This window comes from Leptolyngbya sp. FACHB-60 (assembly GCF_014695775.1).
Lineage (GTDB): Bacteria > Cyanobacteriota > Cyanobacteriia > Phormidesmidales > Phormidesmidaceae > Nodosilinea.
The window spans coordinates 23,634-42,097 of record NZ_JACJOX010000077.1; the positions used below are offsets into that span (position 1 = coordinate 23,634).

The following is an 18,464-nucleotide window of genomic DNA, read 5'->3' on the forward strand; positions in this document are numbered from 1 at the left end:
TAAGCAAGCTATTGAATAATGCGTCAGGTGTAAACAGACCGTATTTGTTTCCAAACACGAACTTTCGTCCTGCCACCAACAGATACAACGTACCTCCTGTGAGCGAACGTTTAGGCGGGTTTACAGGCCGCCCCACGAAATTTAATCTTCACTGCCTTTCTACTATCAGCAGTCCCTTCTGTCTTTTTATCGCTTGGCACCACCACCACGCCAACGCCACACACAGCTGCCTTGTACTCAATAAACGAGCGCAGCTGATGGAACGCCCAGGTGTTTATATGAGCACGTTCCGTCTGCACTTTAACCCGCTTATTCTTCCGCTCGCGTACCCCGGTTAAGTCTTCGAGTGCAATCGCTGCACCAATGTCTTTTGCCTTCGTAACAACCTGCTTACTGACCGTATGGTTTACCCAAGTGGCAAACCGTCGCTCCCGCCCCGACAACCGTTTCAAGACCCGACGGCAGTTCCGTCGTGTGGTCCGCGTGCCTTTCGAGGCTTTCTTTTGGAGAGACGATCGCACCCGCTGATAGCGACTTCGAACACTCCCTACTTCCTCCCGTACTATCTCCTCACCGGTGCTCATCACTACAATGGTATCCATCCCAAGAGCAACACCAAGCACCTGCCCACGTGGGACAACTTCAGGTACTGGATACTCTACCTGCACCTGGAGATACACGCCTCCATCGGAGCGACAAACGAGCACAGCACTTACCGGCTTTCGTCCCCGAAGCTGCTCTCGCTGGTACTCCCCAAGGACAAGCGGAATCGTCTTCTCCCTGCCCCCGACCAGGTTGATACTTACCGTCCAATCAGCTTCCCGAATCCGAAACGCTTTGGTATTAATCGACGCACTTGTTGGTCGAAACCGCCGCACCCGGCACTTCCGCTCATGGGCCGATTTCCTGCTCTCTGCCACCCGCCCCATAACCGCAACCACCAAATCAGCGGGAAGCTCAGGGACGTGTTTACGCACATCATGATAGATAAGCGACTGGAGCTTGAGTTTATTACGTACTGCTGGATCTACCTGCTCGTTGATATAGGTGCAGGCAATGCTAAACGCAGCAAGGGTATTCTCGACCTTCTGGTGCTGGGCCAAATCAAGTTGAAGCTTGCAGGAGATAGTCAAAAAAATCGCCACAGACTCTGTTTAAGGCGTCTGTGGCGAAAGTCAATAGAAACTGTCGTGTTCGTTTAATAGAACAAATCCTTCTGCTGTGGCTGCTGCTGCTCAGGCTGATAGTGGTCGTCGAGTACCCCTTCTTCCTCCTCATGCCCTCTTTCGGCACTACCGTCGTACTCATCGAAGCGATGTTCACTGACTCCCTCAGTCCGTAACCGCGCTGCCTGTCGCACAAGATCTTCAGCACTCTGTACATAGGCCTCAACAATGTCTATCACCCCCTCCCGCAGCAGATCGACGAGAGCCTCAACTGCGCCAAGTTCCGCCATCCGATCGGGGACGTTAAGGAGAGAATCATCGACAGAAACCGTAATTGCAAACTGCCGTCTTGATGAGAGGCGTACCTCTTCACTCCGATTCTCTTCAACAAAAACGGTGATTTTTTGAGTCTTTTTCCGTGGCATGACACACATTCCTTAAGAGATAAAAAGCAAAAACCAGCGTTCACAAAGCGTGAAAATCAATCGAAGGTAGGCGGCTCATCGCAGTCTCTTCGGACAGCCATATTCAAAAGGTGGTGATCGAGATAGCTCGTGAGAAACGCACCCACATCATCAGTTGCAATACGAAGGCGGTTAAGCGCCCGAAGATAGCGAGCCCGCTTTACCCGCCGACACCGATCAACAATGAGCCATCTATAGAACCGAGCCAGGTATTGCCGCCTGTGAAGCGGTGGCAGGAGCTCGATTTCAACCAGATATTTTTTCACCGAGGTAGTGTCGTCGATAAGCACGTACACAGCCTGTTCGACAAAACTCCACGTAAACCCGGTCCGAATCCACACAACCCGTAAAAGGCTGCGACGAATGGGAACAATCCGCCGGAGAGCCATAAACGGCGGTTTTGGGAAATGGCTATGGAACACCCACAAGAGAGAATCACGCGCATATGCAAACTGGGCATAGGCATCTAACTGATCTCCCTTGCCCTCCGTTACCCGAAGCGCAAGGAGCACCTCACGGGCCGTAGCAATCTGATAGGCAATGCCGCTCCGAATCGCCTCCAGATACACCAGAGGTCCCTCGTGGGCTGACTGCTCAACCAAGGCATCAAGCGCTGGGTGCGACGATTCACCCATCCACTGAGCGCTATCAAAGTCACTACTGGCGCGAGCATTAGCCTCAATCTCACCATCGACCATCTCCTCAAGGAGCGCGTCTTCACGAAGCCATTCTGGAGCGTTGTCTTCGTCGTTATCATGCCTCTGCGCGAATCCATTATTAGTCATGGAAGCCACCTCCTCCATGCTGCTGTTCATCACGACGGCGAAGTTGTTGTTGTTCAGCTAAACGCTCTTGGTACTTGAGGGCTGTTTTCGAGCGCCAGCTCACCTTAACCGCAGGGAGCACAGCAAGTGCACAGGTCATTAACACTGAAGCAAGGCTTGTCACACCACTCAACATCCCGGCGCTCCACAGCATCGCCTGCACCCCGGGTTCGCCATTCTCTATCAACGCGGCAAGCTCGTTTAGTTCCTCCCGCCGAAACCGCATGCGCCCACTTTTTGGATAAAAGTACGCTTCATACAGGGTTGGCTGCTCAGCCTTGAGGTATGCGACAAAGCTCTCCCCATACTTCGTCTGAATCGCTACCTTCGCCTCTCCAAGAGCGGCCTCGGCACCTTCCTTCATTGCTTGAGCCTCGCTCCGAAGCCGGCTTGCTTTCGGGCACAAGGGTAATGCCTCCACTGGAAGGCGATCCCAGTACCCTGGGGTGATGACGGTGTCGTACGGTCCATATGCCTCAAGGTGCGCATTGTGGTATGACGGATCCCCAGTCCGCTTTTTTTCTTCGAAGCTTTTCACCTTCTCATCACATTGAGCCTGAACCTCTTCGGCATACGACCCCTTAAGCGCTGCCTCATCAAGCTCCACCTGGTAACCAGACAGCGCTTGCTCAAACGTGATTCGCTCGGCGTACTGATTCTGAATATCCTCGGGGTACTGCATAAGGCCTACCCCAATAGGGCCTGGAATACTCCAGCCAAGACTCACTACGGCATAGGAGACTACTGCTATGTTTGCCCAAGCGTTTCTTTCAAACGGCTTCATTGCCGCCTGCTTCTGAAAGATGTTCGACACGCCGTAAATTAGGAGCGACAGCACCGCGCCCCGGATAGCGCCGTCTGCGATCGCCACCGCAAAAGGCCAGCCAGTGACGAGGTTAATAATCTGAGCAAACATCCCAGCGAATGCTGTCAGTGATGCCATACGCTTGGTCATGCTACTTGCAGCAGGTCCGTGGAGATCGGCTCCGTCAAGAATGAGGCATACCTTCCACCACGGTGCAGTCTCAGGCTTATCAACGTGGGCGGTGCCACGTTGTCGGGCGTGCGCTCCACCAGTTTGTTCGTGACGATCCGCTCTGGGCTCACTCTCAATCCAAAAGCTTTCTGTTGCAGGCTTACTCACCCTGCCATTATTGCCACTATTCGAATCCTTCTTCTTCGCCATAGATGCTCACCTTTTGGCTACACAATCGAACTCGGACGTTTACAACAAGCTTCTGACTACACCAGGTGAGAAAAAGGGGGCCTAAAGTTTCTACAAACGATCGATCCCCCCTCTCAAAAGCCCTGTGAACAGCAGGACCACCACTACCTGATGACAATTCGAAATCTCTAGATAACTACTCTTTGCTCTAGTGATGTTGCTGCCTTGGCCTACAAACATCCTCAAGGGTCTGTAGATCGATAAATGTATGTGCGACCTGTCTCATTTCACAGGCAGTACGCTCGTGAAATCCCCACACTTCAATGCGCTTACCTTTAGATCGCAAATGGCGTAACGCAGGGAGGTAATCGATGTCGCCACTCAAAAGAATGCAAGTATCAAACATGTCAGCGTGGATAAGGATGTCAGACAAAAGCTGACAATCCACGTCGGGGTGCTTCTTGCCATGCTTTGAGGGTCCAGCCAAAGGCTGACCAACCTCGAATCCTTTTGTTATAAGGCTGCGGACAAAGGTATCGTGCCCAGCATTTCCAACTATTGACGGGGTATAGAAGGCTGACCTTACGACATATTCAGACCGACAATTTATAAGCCCGAGAAGTGCACCATAGTGGATGCAAACATCAAACTCATAACTTGCCCCAAGCATGTTTGGGCCATCAATAAAAACCGCAACTCGGTCCTCAGGTTCTAGCTGCTGCGTCATCTCATTTTGTGGAGACACAGGCCTAGGAAGGGCAGCTATACGTTTTAACAGCTTTGAAATCCGCAGTTCCTGGCGCAGCGTAACTAATCCAATTGGTACAACTACCACCATTAATTCAAAGTGGTCTAGGAATTGAAGCATAAACAGCTCTCCGAACGTTGGTGTGCTTGTCTATCTATGACCCTGATTCAACACGTCGAGATTGGCGATACGCCTCATACCATCTCGCGTTGGGATTTAGCCTACCAGACACACTTAGTACGGAGGAACTAACCGCTGTTGCTCAAGGAAAAATTACCCCTGCCTCGCAATACCCATAGGTAAATTTTCGGTAAAGGCGCTTAAACCTTAGCAATAGCAAATTTTTTCCAATGTTACGTTGGGCTAATTGCCCCCTGTTTTACCCCTATTTAACCCTTCAAAATTACTTATTCTTAAAAACCCTATCCATGACTAACCGATACCGTCTTCCGGAAAAAACGTACATTTCTTTAAGAGATATTTTTGAAGCCAAATTCTACGAAGACGGTAACCTACAATACAAAGACAAAGTAGAATCGACATGGGAGAATGTCCCTGCTCCGCTTCGACAAGAAGTTGAGCTTCCAGAGAAGCAAAACTTTAAAAACTTCCTCAGCTCAAAATCTCTCACATTTTCTAAAAAGACCCTAGAAATTCTTTGTCTCCTCATTATGGAAACATCTTTTGATGTATGGATATCAAACCTTAAAGAAGACGAGAAACCCATCCCTGCATCTGCAACAAAGCAAACTAACACGCCAAACAGCTCATCTGCCGGACTTATAAAAGTTCATAATGAGCCAAACCCTATCGAGTTAGTGAAAAAAATTCTCAATAGTGCTACGAACGAGTCGTGGTTTTTTGGCACATCGCTTGAGACATCTCTTAAGGCTAACCCAGATCTTTTTATCGGTACCCTTGAGAGAGGAGTCACGCTACGCATCCTTTTTTTCAATCCAAGTTCAAAGCGCCGTCAAACACTTGCTGAAGAGCTAGGTATAAACGTTCGCGATGTAGAGCAAGAATGTGAAAGTACCCTCGCCTCTATCGTCAAGATTATGCAGGAATGGAAAAAAATTGCTAAAGACGATACCCAACATTCTCTTATTCGGGTTCGTTTAACCGACAATTTTCCTCGCATGCGTTGCTACATATCGGATCCAAAGTTAGATTCCGCGTTGGGATTCTTTATCCCTTCGATGAACCGGCTCGTTACCCGGCATCTCCCCGCGCTTGAGTGCAGGAAGACTTCTAAAGGAATGCTCGAGAAATATTTCGGCGGCCTTCATGAGGAGTGGAAAAATTCAACGACGCTTAAGCGATTCATTAAGAATGACCCCACCGCCGAGGCACACAAGGCCGACCTCAAAGGCTACCGATACGCTGATGCAGACAACGCGGATTGATACTGCTTATTGCCAACTTTATGAAATTAGGGAAAGCGCATCGCCCTCAAACAGCATTTTTTACGTCACCAATAACGCAGCACGTTTTACACAACAGGCGTGTCTTCTGGAATGCTGTCAAATAAAAGAACTAGAGTTTTCCAAATAAGCTTCAGATCAAGCAGTAAAGTCCACTGTTCCTGATACTTCAAGTCTAAAAGGACAACTTCTTCGAAGTTTTTAATTGATGCACGCCCTTCAAGTTGCCATTGACCAGTGATGCCAGGCTTGACATCTAACCTTTTCCATTGACGGGGAGTGTAATGTGCTACCTCCTCCAATGTTGGAGGCCGGGGACCGACCAAGCTCATATCCCCCTTTAAAACATTCCACAAAGATGGAAATTCATTTAAGAATTTGTGACGCAAAAAGCGGCCGACCCTAGTAACTCGTGGATCATTTTCATTCTTGAAAATAAGACCTTGGCCTTCTATTGACACTGAATGCTTTAACGCATCAGCGTTAGCAACCATTGTGCGAAGCTTCCAAAGATGGAACGGACGGCCATGTAGACCGCACCGAGTTTGGCGATGAAAAATGGGGCCTGGACTATCTATTTTGATGACAATTGCAATAGGTATGAAGATAACGATAAGAAACGAAAGGCCAATCACCGAGCCAATGACATCAAGCGAACGCTTCCATGGATTATAGATGGAAGGATGACTAGGATGGTCTGAGGTGTGACTGCTGGACAAACGTACTCCATCAGCCCCCAGATCGCCCGTTCTACCATCTTCCTTAATTGTCTGCGTCGGCAATAAAGATGTGCCAATCTGGTGTTTAGAGTTATTTGGGGAAGCACCTTGCTGTCCATCCATTTCCATCTCTGTTAGTGATTCTGAAGGAGAACTGCTTCTCCAATCTCTATCCAATTGGGTTGGCAAGAAGCTTACATCTAATACTTCCACGTCTGCGATTTCAGTTAATTCCTTCTCGTCAAACAGTGCTTTCAGCTTAGCTAATCCTTCCGAAGAGCCACCCAAAGTAAGCTTAATGCTACCTTCTTCAATGTCCAAGATAGAGATGGATGTGTCTTCTGCCATGTCTTGCAAGAGCGCAACGACTGCTTTTAATTTTGCATAATTTACCTTGTCTATGTTTCCGGCAAATGCGAAGGAGAGGCGCTTCACCGTACCCGCTTGAGGCGGTGCCAGATCATTGATACCAAAATATTCAAGGACTTCGTACAGCTTCCCAAACCCTGGTCCAGTCGGGCCTTCAATCCACGCCAGGAACTCGATTGCGCGATTACCCTGTGGTGCAGTGTTGGCTGATACGATACCTGCAGATGGATTCAATGCGAATACCAGTTCTTCAAACTGGCTGGGGGGCAGGCCATTGAGCAAGCGGGGGAGCCGAAGCCTCTCTTCTGTCGGTAAGTCTGTTTTTTGCGCTAGAGCAACACGCTTTGGTTCCGAAGCTTCAACAACCAAGTCTGATACCAAGGCTTTCTGGTGTACACCAAAGCTTTCTGTCAGCCATTGGCCAATAGTGGTCATCTTTTTGCCAGCCAGGGCCAATAGCTTGTTGTGGCCGGTTAGTTGCTCTGTTCCTGTCACTTTCAGCACTAAAGGTGTACAAATTATCGCTATCCTAGCCCATCTACTCCTTACAGCACCTCTGTAGCTACTGGCCAAGGCTGTGGGTCTGGTATCACAGATGCCAGGAGGGGTGGGCTGGCTTCTCAGGAGAGCCATCTCCAGCAGCTATCAAGACATGGTGATTAAAGAAGCGACACTCACGAATCTAACTGCCCAATCACTGTAAAAAAACTTCCGGACGCTCCGCACCTTAAATGGCAAAAAGGCAAGAAGTGTAGAGGGCTATCAAAAAGCTTTGGGAGCCGAGCAACAAACCCGAAAACTGACGGCGTCGGGGCCAAAGCCGGGCCCAAGATTGAGACGGAAAGCGGAACGGCAAAGCATCAGATTGTCGTTCCAAGCGCCGCCGCGTATGACTCGCAGGGATGAATCTCCGCCTTTTATCCAAGCACTGCCATCAGCAGGAGCATCCTCGTAGTTTTCGTGCCAGTAGTCTTGACACCACTCGAAAACATTGCCGTGCATGTCACTCAAGCCAAAGGCATTGGCGATGCCATAGAGATCTACAGAAGTTGTCCCTTCGCGGTAGTCACCATTGGGGCCATCGTAATTAGCCAGTTTAGTCGTGATGCTCTTACCGAAATAGAAAGGTGTTTTGGTACCGGCTCGACAGGCATACTCCCATTCGGCTTCAGAGGGCAGCCGGTATTGGCGGTTAGTGTGCAAAGTGAGCCTGTCGCAAAACTCCACGGCGTCATACCAAGTCACTCCAACAACAGGCTTATTAGGGGCGACAAAGCGATCGGTATCATATTCAGTAGTTGGGTTTGTCGCCATCACCTTCTCGTACTGGGCTTGGGTAACGGGATAGCGGCCCATCAAGAATGTCGGCACGGTAACCTCATGCTGAGGGCCTTCGGCGTCCGTTCGCTCAGGCGCATCGTCAGGAGAACCCATCCTAAAAGTGCCACCTGGTATCAGCACCATGTGGAGCGGCAGGGCATCGGCAACAACTAGCAGGGGCTCAATAAAACCCTGGCCGGTGCGGGGAGTTCGACGGATGGTCGGTCTAGAATCTAAAAACTTACCCAGAAACGCATCTACTTCCGGACTCTTAAAATTAGACCAAGAGACGGCCTCAACTAGTTCATTGAGCCTGCCTCGTGCATCAAGGAAATTTATAAGCTCCAAAACGAGTTGATTATCAGGATTAATTCCTGTTATCTGCTCTAAATTAACATCTAAACTATCCTCAATAAATTGAGCTAAGTGTCTTTGCGATGGAAAAGCGCTTATCAAAGCCTCATGTAGTAGTTTATAAGACTCTTTTGTGGATAACTCCATAGCAGCTTTCCGAGGCTTTTCTTTGCTTTCTAAATTTTGAATGGGCCAGCTAGATCTTCCGTTGCCCTACCCGAATAGCTTGCCCAGTTTGATTTTACCTGGTTTAGAGGCGGAACCGGGGGGAAGCAAAGGGCAAGAAGAGTAAATGGCTATTAAGTTTTGGGGGCCGAACATACAACCCGGAAACCGATAGTATTGCTGACCATGTCAGGCTCGTCGTAGATGCAGACCGCCGACCGGCAAATCTCTGGGTAGGCACTCCAGTTACCGCCGCGTAGGATTCGGCTCGACGAATTTCCCCCCTCTATCCAGGCACTGGCATCATCAGGAGCCTCATCATAGCCATCGTGCCAGCGGTCTTCACACCACTCCCAGACGTTACCGTGCATGTCGAATAAACCAAAAGCGTTGGCCCCTTCAAAGTGGTTTACAGGGGTTGTTTCTTTGCGGTATCTGCCTTGGGTAACAGGACTATAGGCTCTAAATCTCTTATCAACACTCTTATAGTTGGCGTAATCGGTAGAGAGGGTCTTACCAAAGTGAAAGGGAGTCGTAGTGCCAGCCCGGCAGGCGTATTCCCACTCGGCCTCTGAGGGCAGGCGGTATTGGCGGTTAGTGTGCAAAGTAAGCCTGTCGCAAAACTCCACAGCGTCATACCAAGAAACCTTCTCAACCGGGCGCAGTTTGCCTTTGAAGAAGGATGGATCGGGCTTTAGCACCTGCTTAACCTTCGGCATATTGGCCACCTCGCGCCACTGAGCCTGGGTCACCGGATACTTGGCCATAAAGAACTGAGGCACTTTTACCTCATGCTGGGGGCCTTCATCATCCTGTCGTTCTAGCTCACTCTCAGGCGAGCCCATCAAGAAGGTGCCTGCGGGAATGAGCATCATCCGCAGGGGTAAGATATCTTCGGCGATAATCTGGTCGGAGTATTGGTTCCGCCCTTGACGTTTCTTGATCGTGAGTTGGGCTGAGGGAGGCTCCATGTTTTTCTCTATAGAGAGCAAAAGGGCAGGAGGGTAAAGGGCAATTAAGTCCTGAGGGCCGAACACACAACCCTAAAACCGAGGGGGTCATCGTCGAAGTCGGGCCCGTCGCCGTCGCGGTACGCGGAGCGGCAGTACCACGGCTCGTTGTCCCAAGAGCCGCCGCGAAGGACTCGCCGGGATAAATTTCCGCCTTCTATCCAGGCACTGCCATCAATGGGAGCACCGTTATAGTTGTCATGCCAATGATCTTGGCACCACTCCCACACATTGCCATGCATGTCGGTAAGGGCAAAAGCATTAGCAATGCCAAAGTGATCTACAGGAGTCGTTTCTCTCCGAAACTCGCCTTGGGGTCCGTCATCATAGGTAGTGCTACCTTTATAGTTGGCCAACTCTGAGGTAATCGTTTCTCCAAAGTGGAAGGGGGTAGTGGTACCAGCTCGACAGGCATATTCCCACTCAGCCTCTGTGGGCAGCCGGTATTGGCGGCCTGAATGAACCGAGAGACGGGCACAGAACTCAACAGCGTCATCCCAGGTCACTTGCTCTACAGGGCGGTTATCGCCTTTGAATCGGGAAGGATTTCGCTGTAGCTGCCGTCCTATCTGAGGCAAGCTGGCCACGGCTCGCCACTGGGCTTGGGTAACCGGGTAGCGCCCCATCAAGAACCATTTGATGGAGACTTCGTGCTGAGGGCTTTCGCTGCTTCTATCGCGCTCTAGCTCATCCTCTGGAGAGCCCATAAGGAAGGTGCCGTCGGGAATAGCCACCATTTCGAGGGGGAGATCGCCGGGCAGGGGCTCAATCAAGCGATAGACCCGTTGCTGCTGGCGAATAATCTCCCACCGGTTGCCGTCATGGTGCATGGTGGCAATGGTGAACTCAAAAGATTCTGATTCACTATCACCATCATCGAAGGTGATGATGGTGAATTCTTCAGTTTCCAAAGGTGGTGGGAAGGCAGACTCATCTTGCAGGGGTGGAGGGTTTAGCCCTGGCCTAGGTGGAACCAGCATTGGATCATCCCACAGGAAAGCCATCTGACTTCTTAGCTCTAGGGATTGATCTCTTCCCGGCACCACCGCTCGGCGCAAGGCTAAGACTCTGGCAGGGATTTCCTCAATAGTTCCATTTAAAATGTGATCATCAATGAATCGGTCCCAATCCTCGGCTTGTTCGGTACCTCGGCTCCAAATAGCAATGGGTGCGCCAGTTGCTAAAAAGACTTCAAGTTCTTCAGTGGGGGTAGAACGGGCAAAAGTATTATTCATCAGCTTCAGCCCCAAAGCTTGTTCTAATACTCTATACGTTTGGGCTGCATCGCCAGTTCCACTGACGAATACCTCTTTAGCTGCATTCTGATAACTTGCTTGAAGCTGGTTCCACTTTGAGCGCCATCTTGCTGCACCTCGGGTAAACTGCAATCGGCTCATGGAGCGAATCACCACATGGTGACAGCGCGGGCCAATCGCTAGCCTCGTTCTTCTGCGAGATTGAGGCGGTATGCCTATTTGCTCAATCGGTATATTCAGCAGGCTCAGGGGCAGAAAAATATGAATAGAAAATGTTCTTTTTGGGGAAGAACCGCTAGCCTGATCCAGAAATGTCGCAATGGCACTAGGAATATCTTGAACCGTAATACCCCGAGACAACTGTAGATCATTAGATATATCGATATAGCGGCCGATGCCTAGGATGGACAATGCCACTGAGCCTACTCCTGTACTGGGGTTGTAGGTCTGTGGATTGGGAACCAACCAACCATCAGCATAATACCGATCTGATTGTCCAGTAAGCTCATCTATCGTGATCAGTAAGGTGGCTGAGGGAATCTTTGGCAGAGAATTTCTGGAAAGTTTGTTAACCAGCTGAGCATCTATGAAATCAAACGGTTCAAGTTCGGGTAAGTCATGAAGCTGCTGCTGCCCTCCCTCTGGGCCACTTGACTTGCCAAAGCGCTCGTTTACCTCCCGTACAAAATCAGCATACTCAGACCCCCGATACTGCAAAACCTCAGCCGCAATAGTAGCAATGGGTTTCAGCTCGTCTTCACTCCCCCTTTCGGAGCGAATAAGTTGTCGCAGCTCAACAATGAAATCGTAGAGGGACTTATTGAAACGCTCTTCAATGTACCGGGAGAACACTGCTGTGGTGTCTGAAACAGGAGCTTCAGCTAAGAGTGTTGCTCGAATCTCTGAATCAACAAACTGGTACTGTACGTCATCAGGATGAGTCTCAAGGGACGGGAGCTGCTTCGGGTGTAAGATACCTCCAAGTAATACTTCTGCCACATGAATCTCCTTGGATTGAGGCAGCAACGTCTCTTGCACCATGCGAACAATTGGCAGGGTAATCGTAGGGGAAGCCGCTAGAAGGCTCGCTAGTCGTCGAGCGACAGGAGATGCGCCACCTCTAAAGGTTTGAGCCTTAAACGCTCCTGTAGAAGATGACGGTGTTTTTTGTTGCTGCCGCTGCTGAACAGCCACCGTCATTCTCTGGGCACGAGGGTTAAAAATTGCGCCAGGGGCATGATGCGCCCCCTGGGCTGTAAGCATGCGAGTCCACAAATAAACTCGGTCAGACTCCAGTGTGATAATAGGAATCTTAATATCAGCCTTTTTTTCAGCTTTGGATCTTCGGTAGTAAGTAGTGCTCGCCAATACCACATCAAGAGCCTGGTTAGCACTGCCAGCTGTTGGACTTTGAAAGTTAACCGGTGTAGCTTGCCGCAGATTGGTACGAGACCATAGCCACTCTGGCATCATCTGCAAAATAGTTGTGGGGCCTTTATCACTCCATAGCTTAAGGGTTGAAAGTAGTTGCGATGTCTGCCAAAGAGGATCGACGCAGTCAGTAACAATGAGAATAAGCCGCCGCCCATTCGGATCGATTAAACTTTCGGGCCGTTGCAGATCTTGGGTATGAAATCGGGAAAAGGGATTAGCTCGCAAACAGATCTCAGTTTGACCCTCGGGTGCTTCCGCATCGAGGTTACCTTCTTTAGCTGCTGGCCTCGTGGTCGACGCAGAAGACGACCTCTTATTCAAAGCTGTTTTCTCGATAAGTCCCCATAGGTGAACATCGCGAAAAAAGCCATAATGCTTAAAGAACTGGTTGAGTTCTTTTATAGTGCGCCGCCAAATTAGCATCGAGGGACTTTCATCAACCACCAACGCCAACTCTAACCAGGTTTCTGTGACTGGCTTAGTGACTGGCCACCACACCCTTTCTTCAGCAATCTTATAGACGGTAGCGGGTTCATCCAGTTGCAGACCTCCAGCCAAAAGTCGCTGCTGCATGAGAGGCTGTAACGCCCGAGCTAAGGAGAGCGGATCACGGAAAGCCGGAGCAGTAGGTACTCGTAGTAATTTTGAATCTGTTTGGGGGACCGGCGAGTTTTCTCGGGTAAACAATCCACCAGCCGATGGGGGAGGTCGATAAGGAGAGGACGGTACAGGTAATTCTGGAGGTTTTTCCCGGTCACTTACTGGGGGGGCTAACGTTCCTTGAGGCACCGATGTAGACGCCCCCGTTGAGGCAGGAGACTGCTGCGACGGCTCAACCCCAAATCGGTGTTGTATTAGAGCCAGCCAATAAATATCAGCGATTTCAGTGGCGGTGAGATTAAACTCATCGCCGCCAAATACCTCTAGCCATCGTTCAAACGTTAATTTCATTCGCGTTATTGGGGAGACCCTCCTCGACTTATTCTAGCTCCTCCACTCATATTGTCTGTGGGATTAAAAAGAAGCTTTTTGAGAGTAGATTTTTCCAGATTTTGAGAGGCAGCTTGAGGCTGTTTGGCGAATAAATAAATTAAATTTAGGAGTTGATCCGTAGGCAAGCTAGAAAATTCATCGCTATTTTGTTCATCCACAAATGCCTGGATGACATGGTTAAACCTTTCAACATTACCTGGACCAAGATGGGCTTTGACAATTTCTTTAAGGGCGACTTTAGAGGGATTCGGCATGGCAACCCTCAGACAGCGCCGATAAAAGGCTGGGGGAAAATCTCGCTCAGCGTTGCTGGTCATAATAATAATTGGGAACTCTCTACATCGTACTTTTCCCTTCGGAATCTCGCGGAGTAACCCATCATCAGTTTCAACTTCCTGAGGAGATGTCTCTGCCTTAGATAAACGCTTTAATTCAGGGATTTCGAACTCTCCTTCTTCAAAAAGATTGAGCAGTTCATTGGGGAGATTGATATCACTTTTATCGATCTCATCAATTAGCAATACTCGGGGATATTTGGATGGAAGAAAGGCTGTTCCAACTGGCCCAAGACGAATGTATTGTCCAATTTTTTTGAAATCTGCCGCTACTTTCCCCACATCGCTACTCTGCCCAACTTTCATCATTTGCTCGCTGAGTTGGGCATCTTGAAGGCGAGCAATCGCGTCATATTGGTAGAGTCCATCTTTTAGCACCGAGCGGGCAGTAATAGGCCAGAGGAGAACGGGGCCAAGATTAAGCTCATGAGCAATCGCGTAAGCCAGTGACGTTTTACCAGAGCCAGGCCGACCGGCAATCATCAGTGGGCGGCGAAGGTAGAGGCCTGCATTTACCGCTTCGATCACTTCATCATATTCATTGTTGAGGTTAAGCGACTCCGGCATTTCAGCATCCACGGGGTCACTAGTTGGTGGTGGTGATGCAGCGATGCGAAGTCGAAACCTTTCGCCGCGTTGAATATCGCGTGTCTTTTTAGCCGCGATCTCTTGCAAGTTATGCAAATACTCTTCGTCAGTCTTATCATCCCATACAGCAGCTTTTTCGGCATCGATAAATTGACGCCAGCTAGGGGCCTCAACCGATAGCAACTGTTTGAGCTTCTCGTCGGCAGAGTCCTGACTACCTTGAAAGATTTTCCAGTCGGTCATGGTTAGGATCCTAGCTGCGGGAAAAGCGGTAATCGGTCTGGGTTATCTAGCAAAAGCGAAATGTGATCACCTAAGCACCGGCCTTTGATCCCTTCTGCACTGACAGATAAGGCTGCCTGACGTACTCGTTTCAGTTCATCGGAGAGGGTAACTGGCTGACGAAAACGCTCTACTGTCAAAAAAGAATCCAGCGCTTTTGAGATCTCAACTGCCCGAAGCTCACCGGATTCGGGGTCAGGCTCTACCAAGTCAGTGCTACGAGTCCAAACCGCTATTGGAACATCACTGTAAAGAATAGCTTCAAACAGCCCTTTTTGGTCGGGGCTTGATTCAGGCAATCCACAGCAGAGCTTAATTCCTATTTTCTGTTTGAGGTTGGCCTCTAAATTCTGCCAGGAAGCGTATTCGCCCAAATTAGTAGGTGATTCGAATTGCCTATGTAGATCAATGTTACCGTTAGGAGATTTAAGTAGACTCTGAAGTTTGTCCCATACCAAGAAGAGTTCGTTCAACCGCTCGTCATCATTGATACGGTCACAGAAACGAACAATCACTCCATAGGCCTTTCCTAAAGGCTCCTGCCGAGATACACGAGGCCATCGATCAACCTCTGCACCCATGTAGTCGAGGGGCAAAAACAATTCAATCGAAAGCCTGTAGTACTTATAGCCAAGCTCCTGCTTCACGGGATGGTTAAGCTGGCGTATCGCAGCCGAAAGAAACTGATCAGTACGTTCTGCAACCTGTTCCCAGGGACAAACAACACCAAGCTCATCGGGAGCTTCAGGGAGAGAGAGTGCAACCGGTGGTTTAGGAGGCTCACCCAGAGAAGGACGACCAACAACCTGGTCAAAGTAGAGACAGCCGTCTACCTGATATTGCAAGGGCTGATTCGGGAGCTGCTTGGAGTATCGCCGCACCGTAACCATTAAAGACACTTCGAGCATGCCTTGTTTCGTTGAGGCACCTGGCTGGGAGGAAGCGGGTTCAGCGGAAATTTTATACTCTGCCTCTACTCGCCGAATCCATTCAACTAAAGGGGTTTTAGCTGGTTCTTCTACAGCCTGGTGTAATTCTCGGGCAAATAGCAGCAAGGTCGGTGGTTGGTCTTTTGGCTGAGGAAACTTAGCCAGCGCTAGCCTTAAAAAACCATAGAGCCGCATTACAGGGAGCAGCTCATCATTGCTAAAATCCTTAAAATCTATATCGTCTGGATTGTCGCTAGCTCCTGATGGAAGCACTGCGAGCCCAGTACTCACGACTTGAGCAATGGGTATAGCAGCGGTTAGCGGCAGACCTACAAACGCAAAAACTGTGTCTTGCTGCAAGACGTTAGGCATGTCAGCACAGCTCTCTTTAAGTAGCTCCTGACTATAGGTGCTACAGAAGTTTCTGAGCTGCTCGTTTAGGTGATTGTGGCGATGAGCCCCCCTCACTAAATCCACAACTTTTCCTTCTGCTTCAGCCCATTCGATTAACTTATCCACTCGTTCAGTATGATCTGAGCCTTCAGCAACCGCCTGCAGGGCTTTACCAAAGACAATTCGCACCATCCGCTTAAGTTTCCCTTCATCAGGATATGCCTTCATCAGAGCAGTCTCTAACTGCTCAAATTGGGGTCCAGTTAGCTCCATGTCAGATGATGCGCAACGGTCAGCAATAGGTCTCTCAATCTACTTCAAGCTCAATGGTTAGTTTTCCGGTGGAGTAATGAGCCCAACAGCTAGCGTATAGCCAATCAGCAACAATGACCCGTAGAGGGGTTGGTAACCAGGCCAAAACTCGAAGGGGCCACCCAAAGCGGCGACCCAAATTGCAAAGGCGATCGTAGCAACAGCAATTTGAGTTTTAGCTGGAGGCTTCCCCTTCTCTTTAGTTCGTTCCAACGTCCAGAAGCCAGTCATGACAATACCGAATGCATAGGCTACCCATAGGACAGTCGCTTTAGGAACCTCATCTCCAGCACTGGCAATTAGGCTGATAACCACCGTCCAAGCCGCTACAACATCGGCAGGAATATACTTGATGACCTTATCAAAGTAAGTGTCAACCTGGGCTCCTCCCTGTAGACCCTCCAGACGACGAGTAACAATGCGACGGCTCATATCTGTTACCTCTAACCCCAGTACCTGATTCAGTGTCCCAAAGATTTGTCCAAAATATCGGCAATATCTTGATATATCGCCTGAAACAGAATGCCCTCACACTTAACGCCAAAGGTGGCAGGCACTTGAGCATGGTGTACAGCCACAAGCTCCCACTTATCGTTAAAGCAGGGCGACCCACTAGAACCCACCGACGTATCACTGACATACTGGAGCAGGCCATCTCGCTCATAGACGCCAGTAATCCCGTTATTACTAAAGGTAATTCGCAGTGTTTGCCCGTCCGGATGTTGCAAGATATGAATGTTCATATCTCGGTCAGGCAATCGACTTGGCTGCCGGATAATAGGTTGTAAGGCATGGGCAGATAGGATGCCATCCTCAACCTGTAGCAAAGCGTAGTCTAATCCTTGCTCAACCGTTTTGAAGCGGAGTAGAGGATTGGGAGCCAACCTGAACGTTTGTCCCGCAGCGCCCTGCCCTGACTCCATGGTTAAGTAACCAAACCGTAACGTAATCTTCTCCAACAGAGCATAGGGATCTGAATCTTCGTAGGGAGCAATCACGTGGTAATTAGTTAAGACTAGGTTCTGCGCGATCAGAAAGCCCGTACCAATAGCTTCTTGATTCGGTAGCTCTATACGACACACTGCCGCCGCAGGCTGGCTGGCTTGTTGAATAAAAGCCATGTCATAGGATGTGACATCTCGCTGGGGCCGCAGTAGCCCTTCTAGTTCGCGCTCATCCGTTGGCCCACGCCAATCAAAGGACGGCCCTTGCTTAGGCGCGATCACCCCAGACACAGGTGGCGGTGGCGTATCAGCAGTTAGAGAGATAATGAAGGCCTGTAATTTTGGATTTCCAGGATTTTGCTTCTGCGCTGCAGCAACCAAATCAGATAGTCGTCCCTCAGCTTCAGCCCACTCAATGAGTTGATCAACCCGATCAGTATGAGTAGCTCCTTCAGCTACCGCTTGCAACCGTGTGTTGAAAGCGATCCGAACCAATCGAGTGAGATTCTCTTTGTGCGGAAAGGCCCATAACAGAGCCTGCTCTAGCTGCTCAAATTGCTCTCCGGTTAATTGTGTCAATGAGGGAAGTTGATAATCAACCACCTGCAATTCTGCATCATCCATAGATGTAGGTTTTGCTCCAGACTGGACAGTACTATGCTCCCTCCCAGAATCTTTTTCTTTAGTAAGTCCCATCACTAGTCCCAAGATATCTTGGACGGCCAATAGCCCTGGCCCGGTTGGACCTTCTGCCCACTGGAGCAAAATTGGTGTGCGATTTCCCTGAGAGGCAAAGCCAGGTGGCATAACACCAGAGGGTGAGTTTAATCCAAAAATCAGTTCCTCAAACTGCGTCACAGGCAAGCCATTGAGCATTTGGATTAACTTTAGCCGCTCAACGTTTGATAAAGAAACTTGGTTACTTGGGTCTGGGTTAACCACTGCTCAGAGGAATAAAGGCTTGAGCCAAAGATAGCCTTTAACCCACGCTTGGCACTCAAAAATAACAAATTCTTTGCTGAGGCATGCTCTCTTCAATCTCCCTTGGAGCATTTTCAAGAGTCTACCTCAAACAACCATCAGGAAGGAACTTAAGCACCTTCGCTCGCCTCCCAATACAGCGGTGTTACTGGTCATAGTGGTACCCGCTTACCGAGACCAACTCGTAATCACGTAGGAAGAGGCCTTAGACCAGGAGATCATGCAGGGTAGCAGCGCAAAAAACCTTCACACTCCTATCATCTGCATGACAAAGACGACTCTCTCTAAC

General features: G+C 49.5%; 14 protein-coding genes. 1 reads left to right on the forward strand and 13 read right to left on the reverse strand.

Annotated features, from left to right (window positions below; all coding sequences use genetic code 11):
- Positions 1-110: 110 nt before the first annotated feature.
- The 5 genes from H6F57_RS26245 to H6F57_RS26265 form a co-directional block, all read right to left on the reverse strand.
- Positions 111-1,145, reverse strand: coding sequence for an RNA-guided endonuclease TnpB family protein (locus tag H6F57_RS26245; protein WP_190632187.1), 1,035 nt, complete (start codon positions 1,143-1,145; stop codon positions 111-113).
- Between the two features lie 53 nt (positions 1,146-1,198).
- Positions 1,199-1,591 carry a hypothetical protein gene (locus tag H6F57_RS26250; protein WP_190632188.1) on the reverse strand — a complete coding sequence of 131 codons (393 nt, stop codon included), beginning with the start codon at positions 1,589-1,591 and terminating at the stop codon, positions 1,199-1,201.
- 56 nt (positions 1,592-1,647) lie between these two features.
- Entirely contained in the window at positions 1,648-2,415 is a 768-nt protein-coding gene (locus tag H6F57_RS26255; protein WP_190632190.1) for a hypothetical protein, read from the reverse strand.
- Positions 2,408-3,409 carry a hypothetical protein gene (locus H6F57_RS26260; RefSeq protein ID WP_190632192.1) on the reverse strand — a complete coding sequence of 334 codons (1,002 nt, stop codon included), beginning with the start codon at positions 3,407-3,409 and terminating at the stop codon, positions 2,408-2,410. The genes H6F57_RS26255 and H6F57_RS26260 overlap by 8 nt, the downstream gene beginning before the upstream one ends.
- A 418-nt stretch (positions 3,410-3,827) precedes the next feature.
- Positions 3,828-4,487 carry an NYN domain-containing protein gene (locus H6F57_RS26265; RefSeq protein WP_190632193.1) on the reverse strand — a complete coding sequence of 220 codons (660 nt, stop codon included), beginning with the start codon at positions 4,485-4,487 and terminating at the stop codon, positions 3,828-3,830.
- Between the two features lie 308 nt (positions 4,488-4,795).
- On the opposite strand from H6F57_RS26265, the gene H6F57_RS26270 reads away from it, so the two are divergent.
- On the forward strand, positions 4,796-5,773 hold the full coding sequence (locus H6F57_RS26270; RefSeq protein WP_190632195.1) for a hypothetical protein: 978 nt from the start codon (positions 4,796-4,798) through the stop codon (positions 5,771-5,773).
- 86 nt (positions 5,774-5,859) lie between these two features.
- Here H6F57_RS26270 and H6F57_RS27805 read toward each other — a convergent pair whose 3' ends face one another.
- The 8 genes from H6F57_RS27805 to H6F57_RS26310 all read right to left on the reverse strand — a co-directional run bounded on the left by H6F57_RS27805 (position 5,860) and on the right by H6F57_RS26310 (position 18,136).
- Positions 5,860-7,383 (reverse strand): sugar transferase, encoded by a 1,524-nt coding sequence (locus H6F57_RS27805; RefSeq protein WP_313933705.1) that lies wholly within the window; start codon positions 7,381-7,383, stop codon positions 5,860-5,862.
- Between the two features lie 258 nt (positions 7,384-7,641).
- On the reverse strand, positions 7,642-8,700 hold the full coding sequence (locus H6F57_RS26280) for an SUMF1/EgtB/PvdO family nonheme iron enzyme (RefSeq protein WP_190632197.1): 1,059 nt from the start codon (positions 8,698-8,700) through the stop codon (positions 7,642-7,644).
- Positions 8,701-8,852: 152 nt separating this feature from the next.
- Positions 8,853-9,689: a formylglycine-generating enzyme family protein gene (locus tag H6F57_RS26285; RefSeq protein ID WP_190632200.1), complete on the reverse strand. Its 837-nt coding sequence runs from the start codon at positions 9,687-9,689 to the stop codon at positions 8,853-8,855.
- Between the two features lie 44 nt (positions 9,690-9,733).
- A complete protein-coding gene (locus H6F57_RS28500) occupies positions 9,734-13,207 on the reverse strand; it encodes an SAV_2336 N-terminal domain-related protein (RefSeq protein WP_347279989.1) in 3,474 nt (1,157 codons plus the stop codon).
- Between the two features lie 167 nt (positions 13,208-13,374).
- Complete coding sequence (locus tag H6F57_RS26295; RefSeq protein ID WP_190632202.1) at positions 13,375-14,577, reverse strand: AAA family ATPase; 1,203 nt, start codon at positions 14,575-14,577, stop codon at positions 13,375-13,377.
- A 2-nt stretch (positions 14,578-14,579) separates the two neighbouring features.
- Positions 14,580-16,211, reverse strand: a complete 1,632-nt coding sequence (locus H6F57_RS26300) for an effector-associated domain EAD1-containing protein (RefSeq protein WP_277874307.1) — start codon at positions 16,209-16,211, stop codon at positions 14,580-14,582.
- 57 nt (positions 16,212-16,268) lie between these two features.
- Positions 16,269-16,682, reverse strand: a complete 414-nt coding sequence (locus tag H6F57_RS26305) for a hypothetical protein (protein ID WP_190632205.1) — start codon at positions 16,680-16,682, stop codon at positions 16,269-16,271.
- 29 nt (positions 16,683-16,711) lie between these two features.
- Positions 16,712-18,136 (reverse strand): effector-associated domain EAD1-containing protein, encoded by a 1,425-nt coding sequence (locus tag H6F57_RS26310; RefSeq protein ID WP_190632207.1) that lies wholly within the window; start codon positions 18,134-18,136, stop codon positions 16,712-16,714.
- Positions 18,137-18,464: the final 328 nt, after the last annotated feature.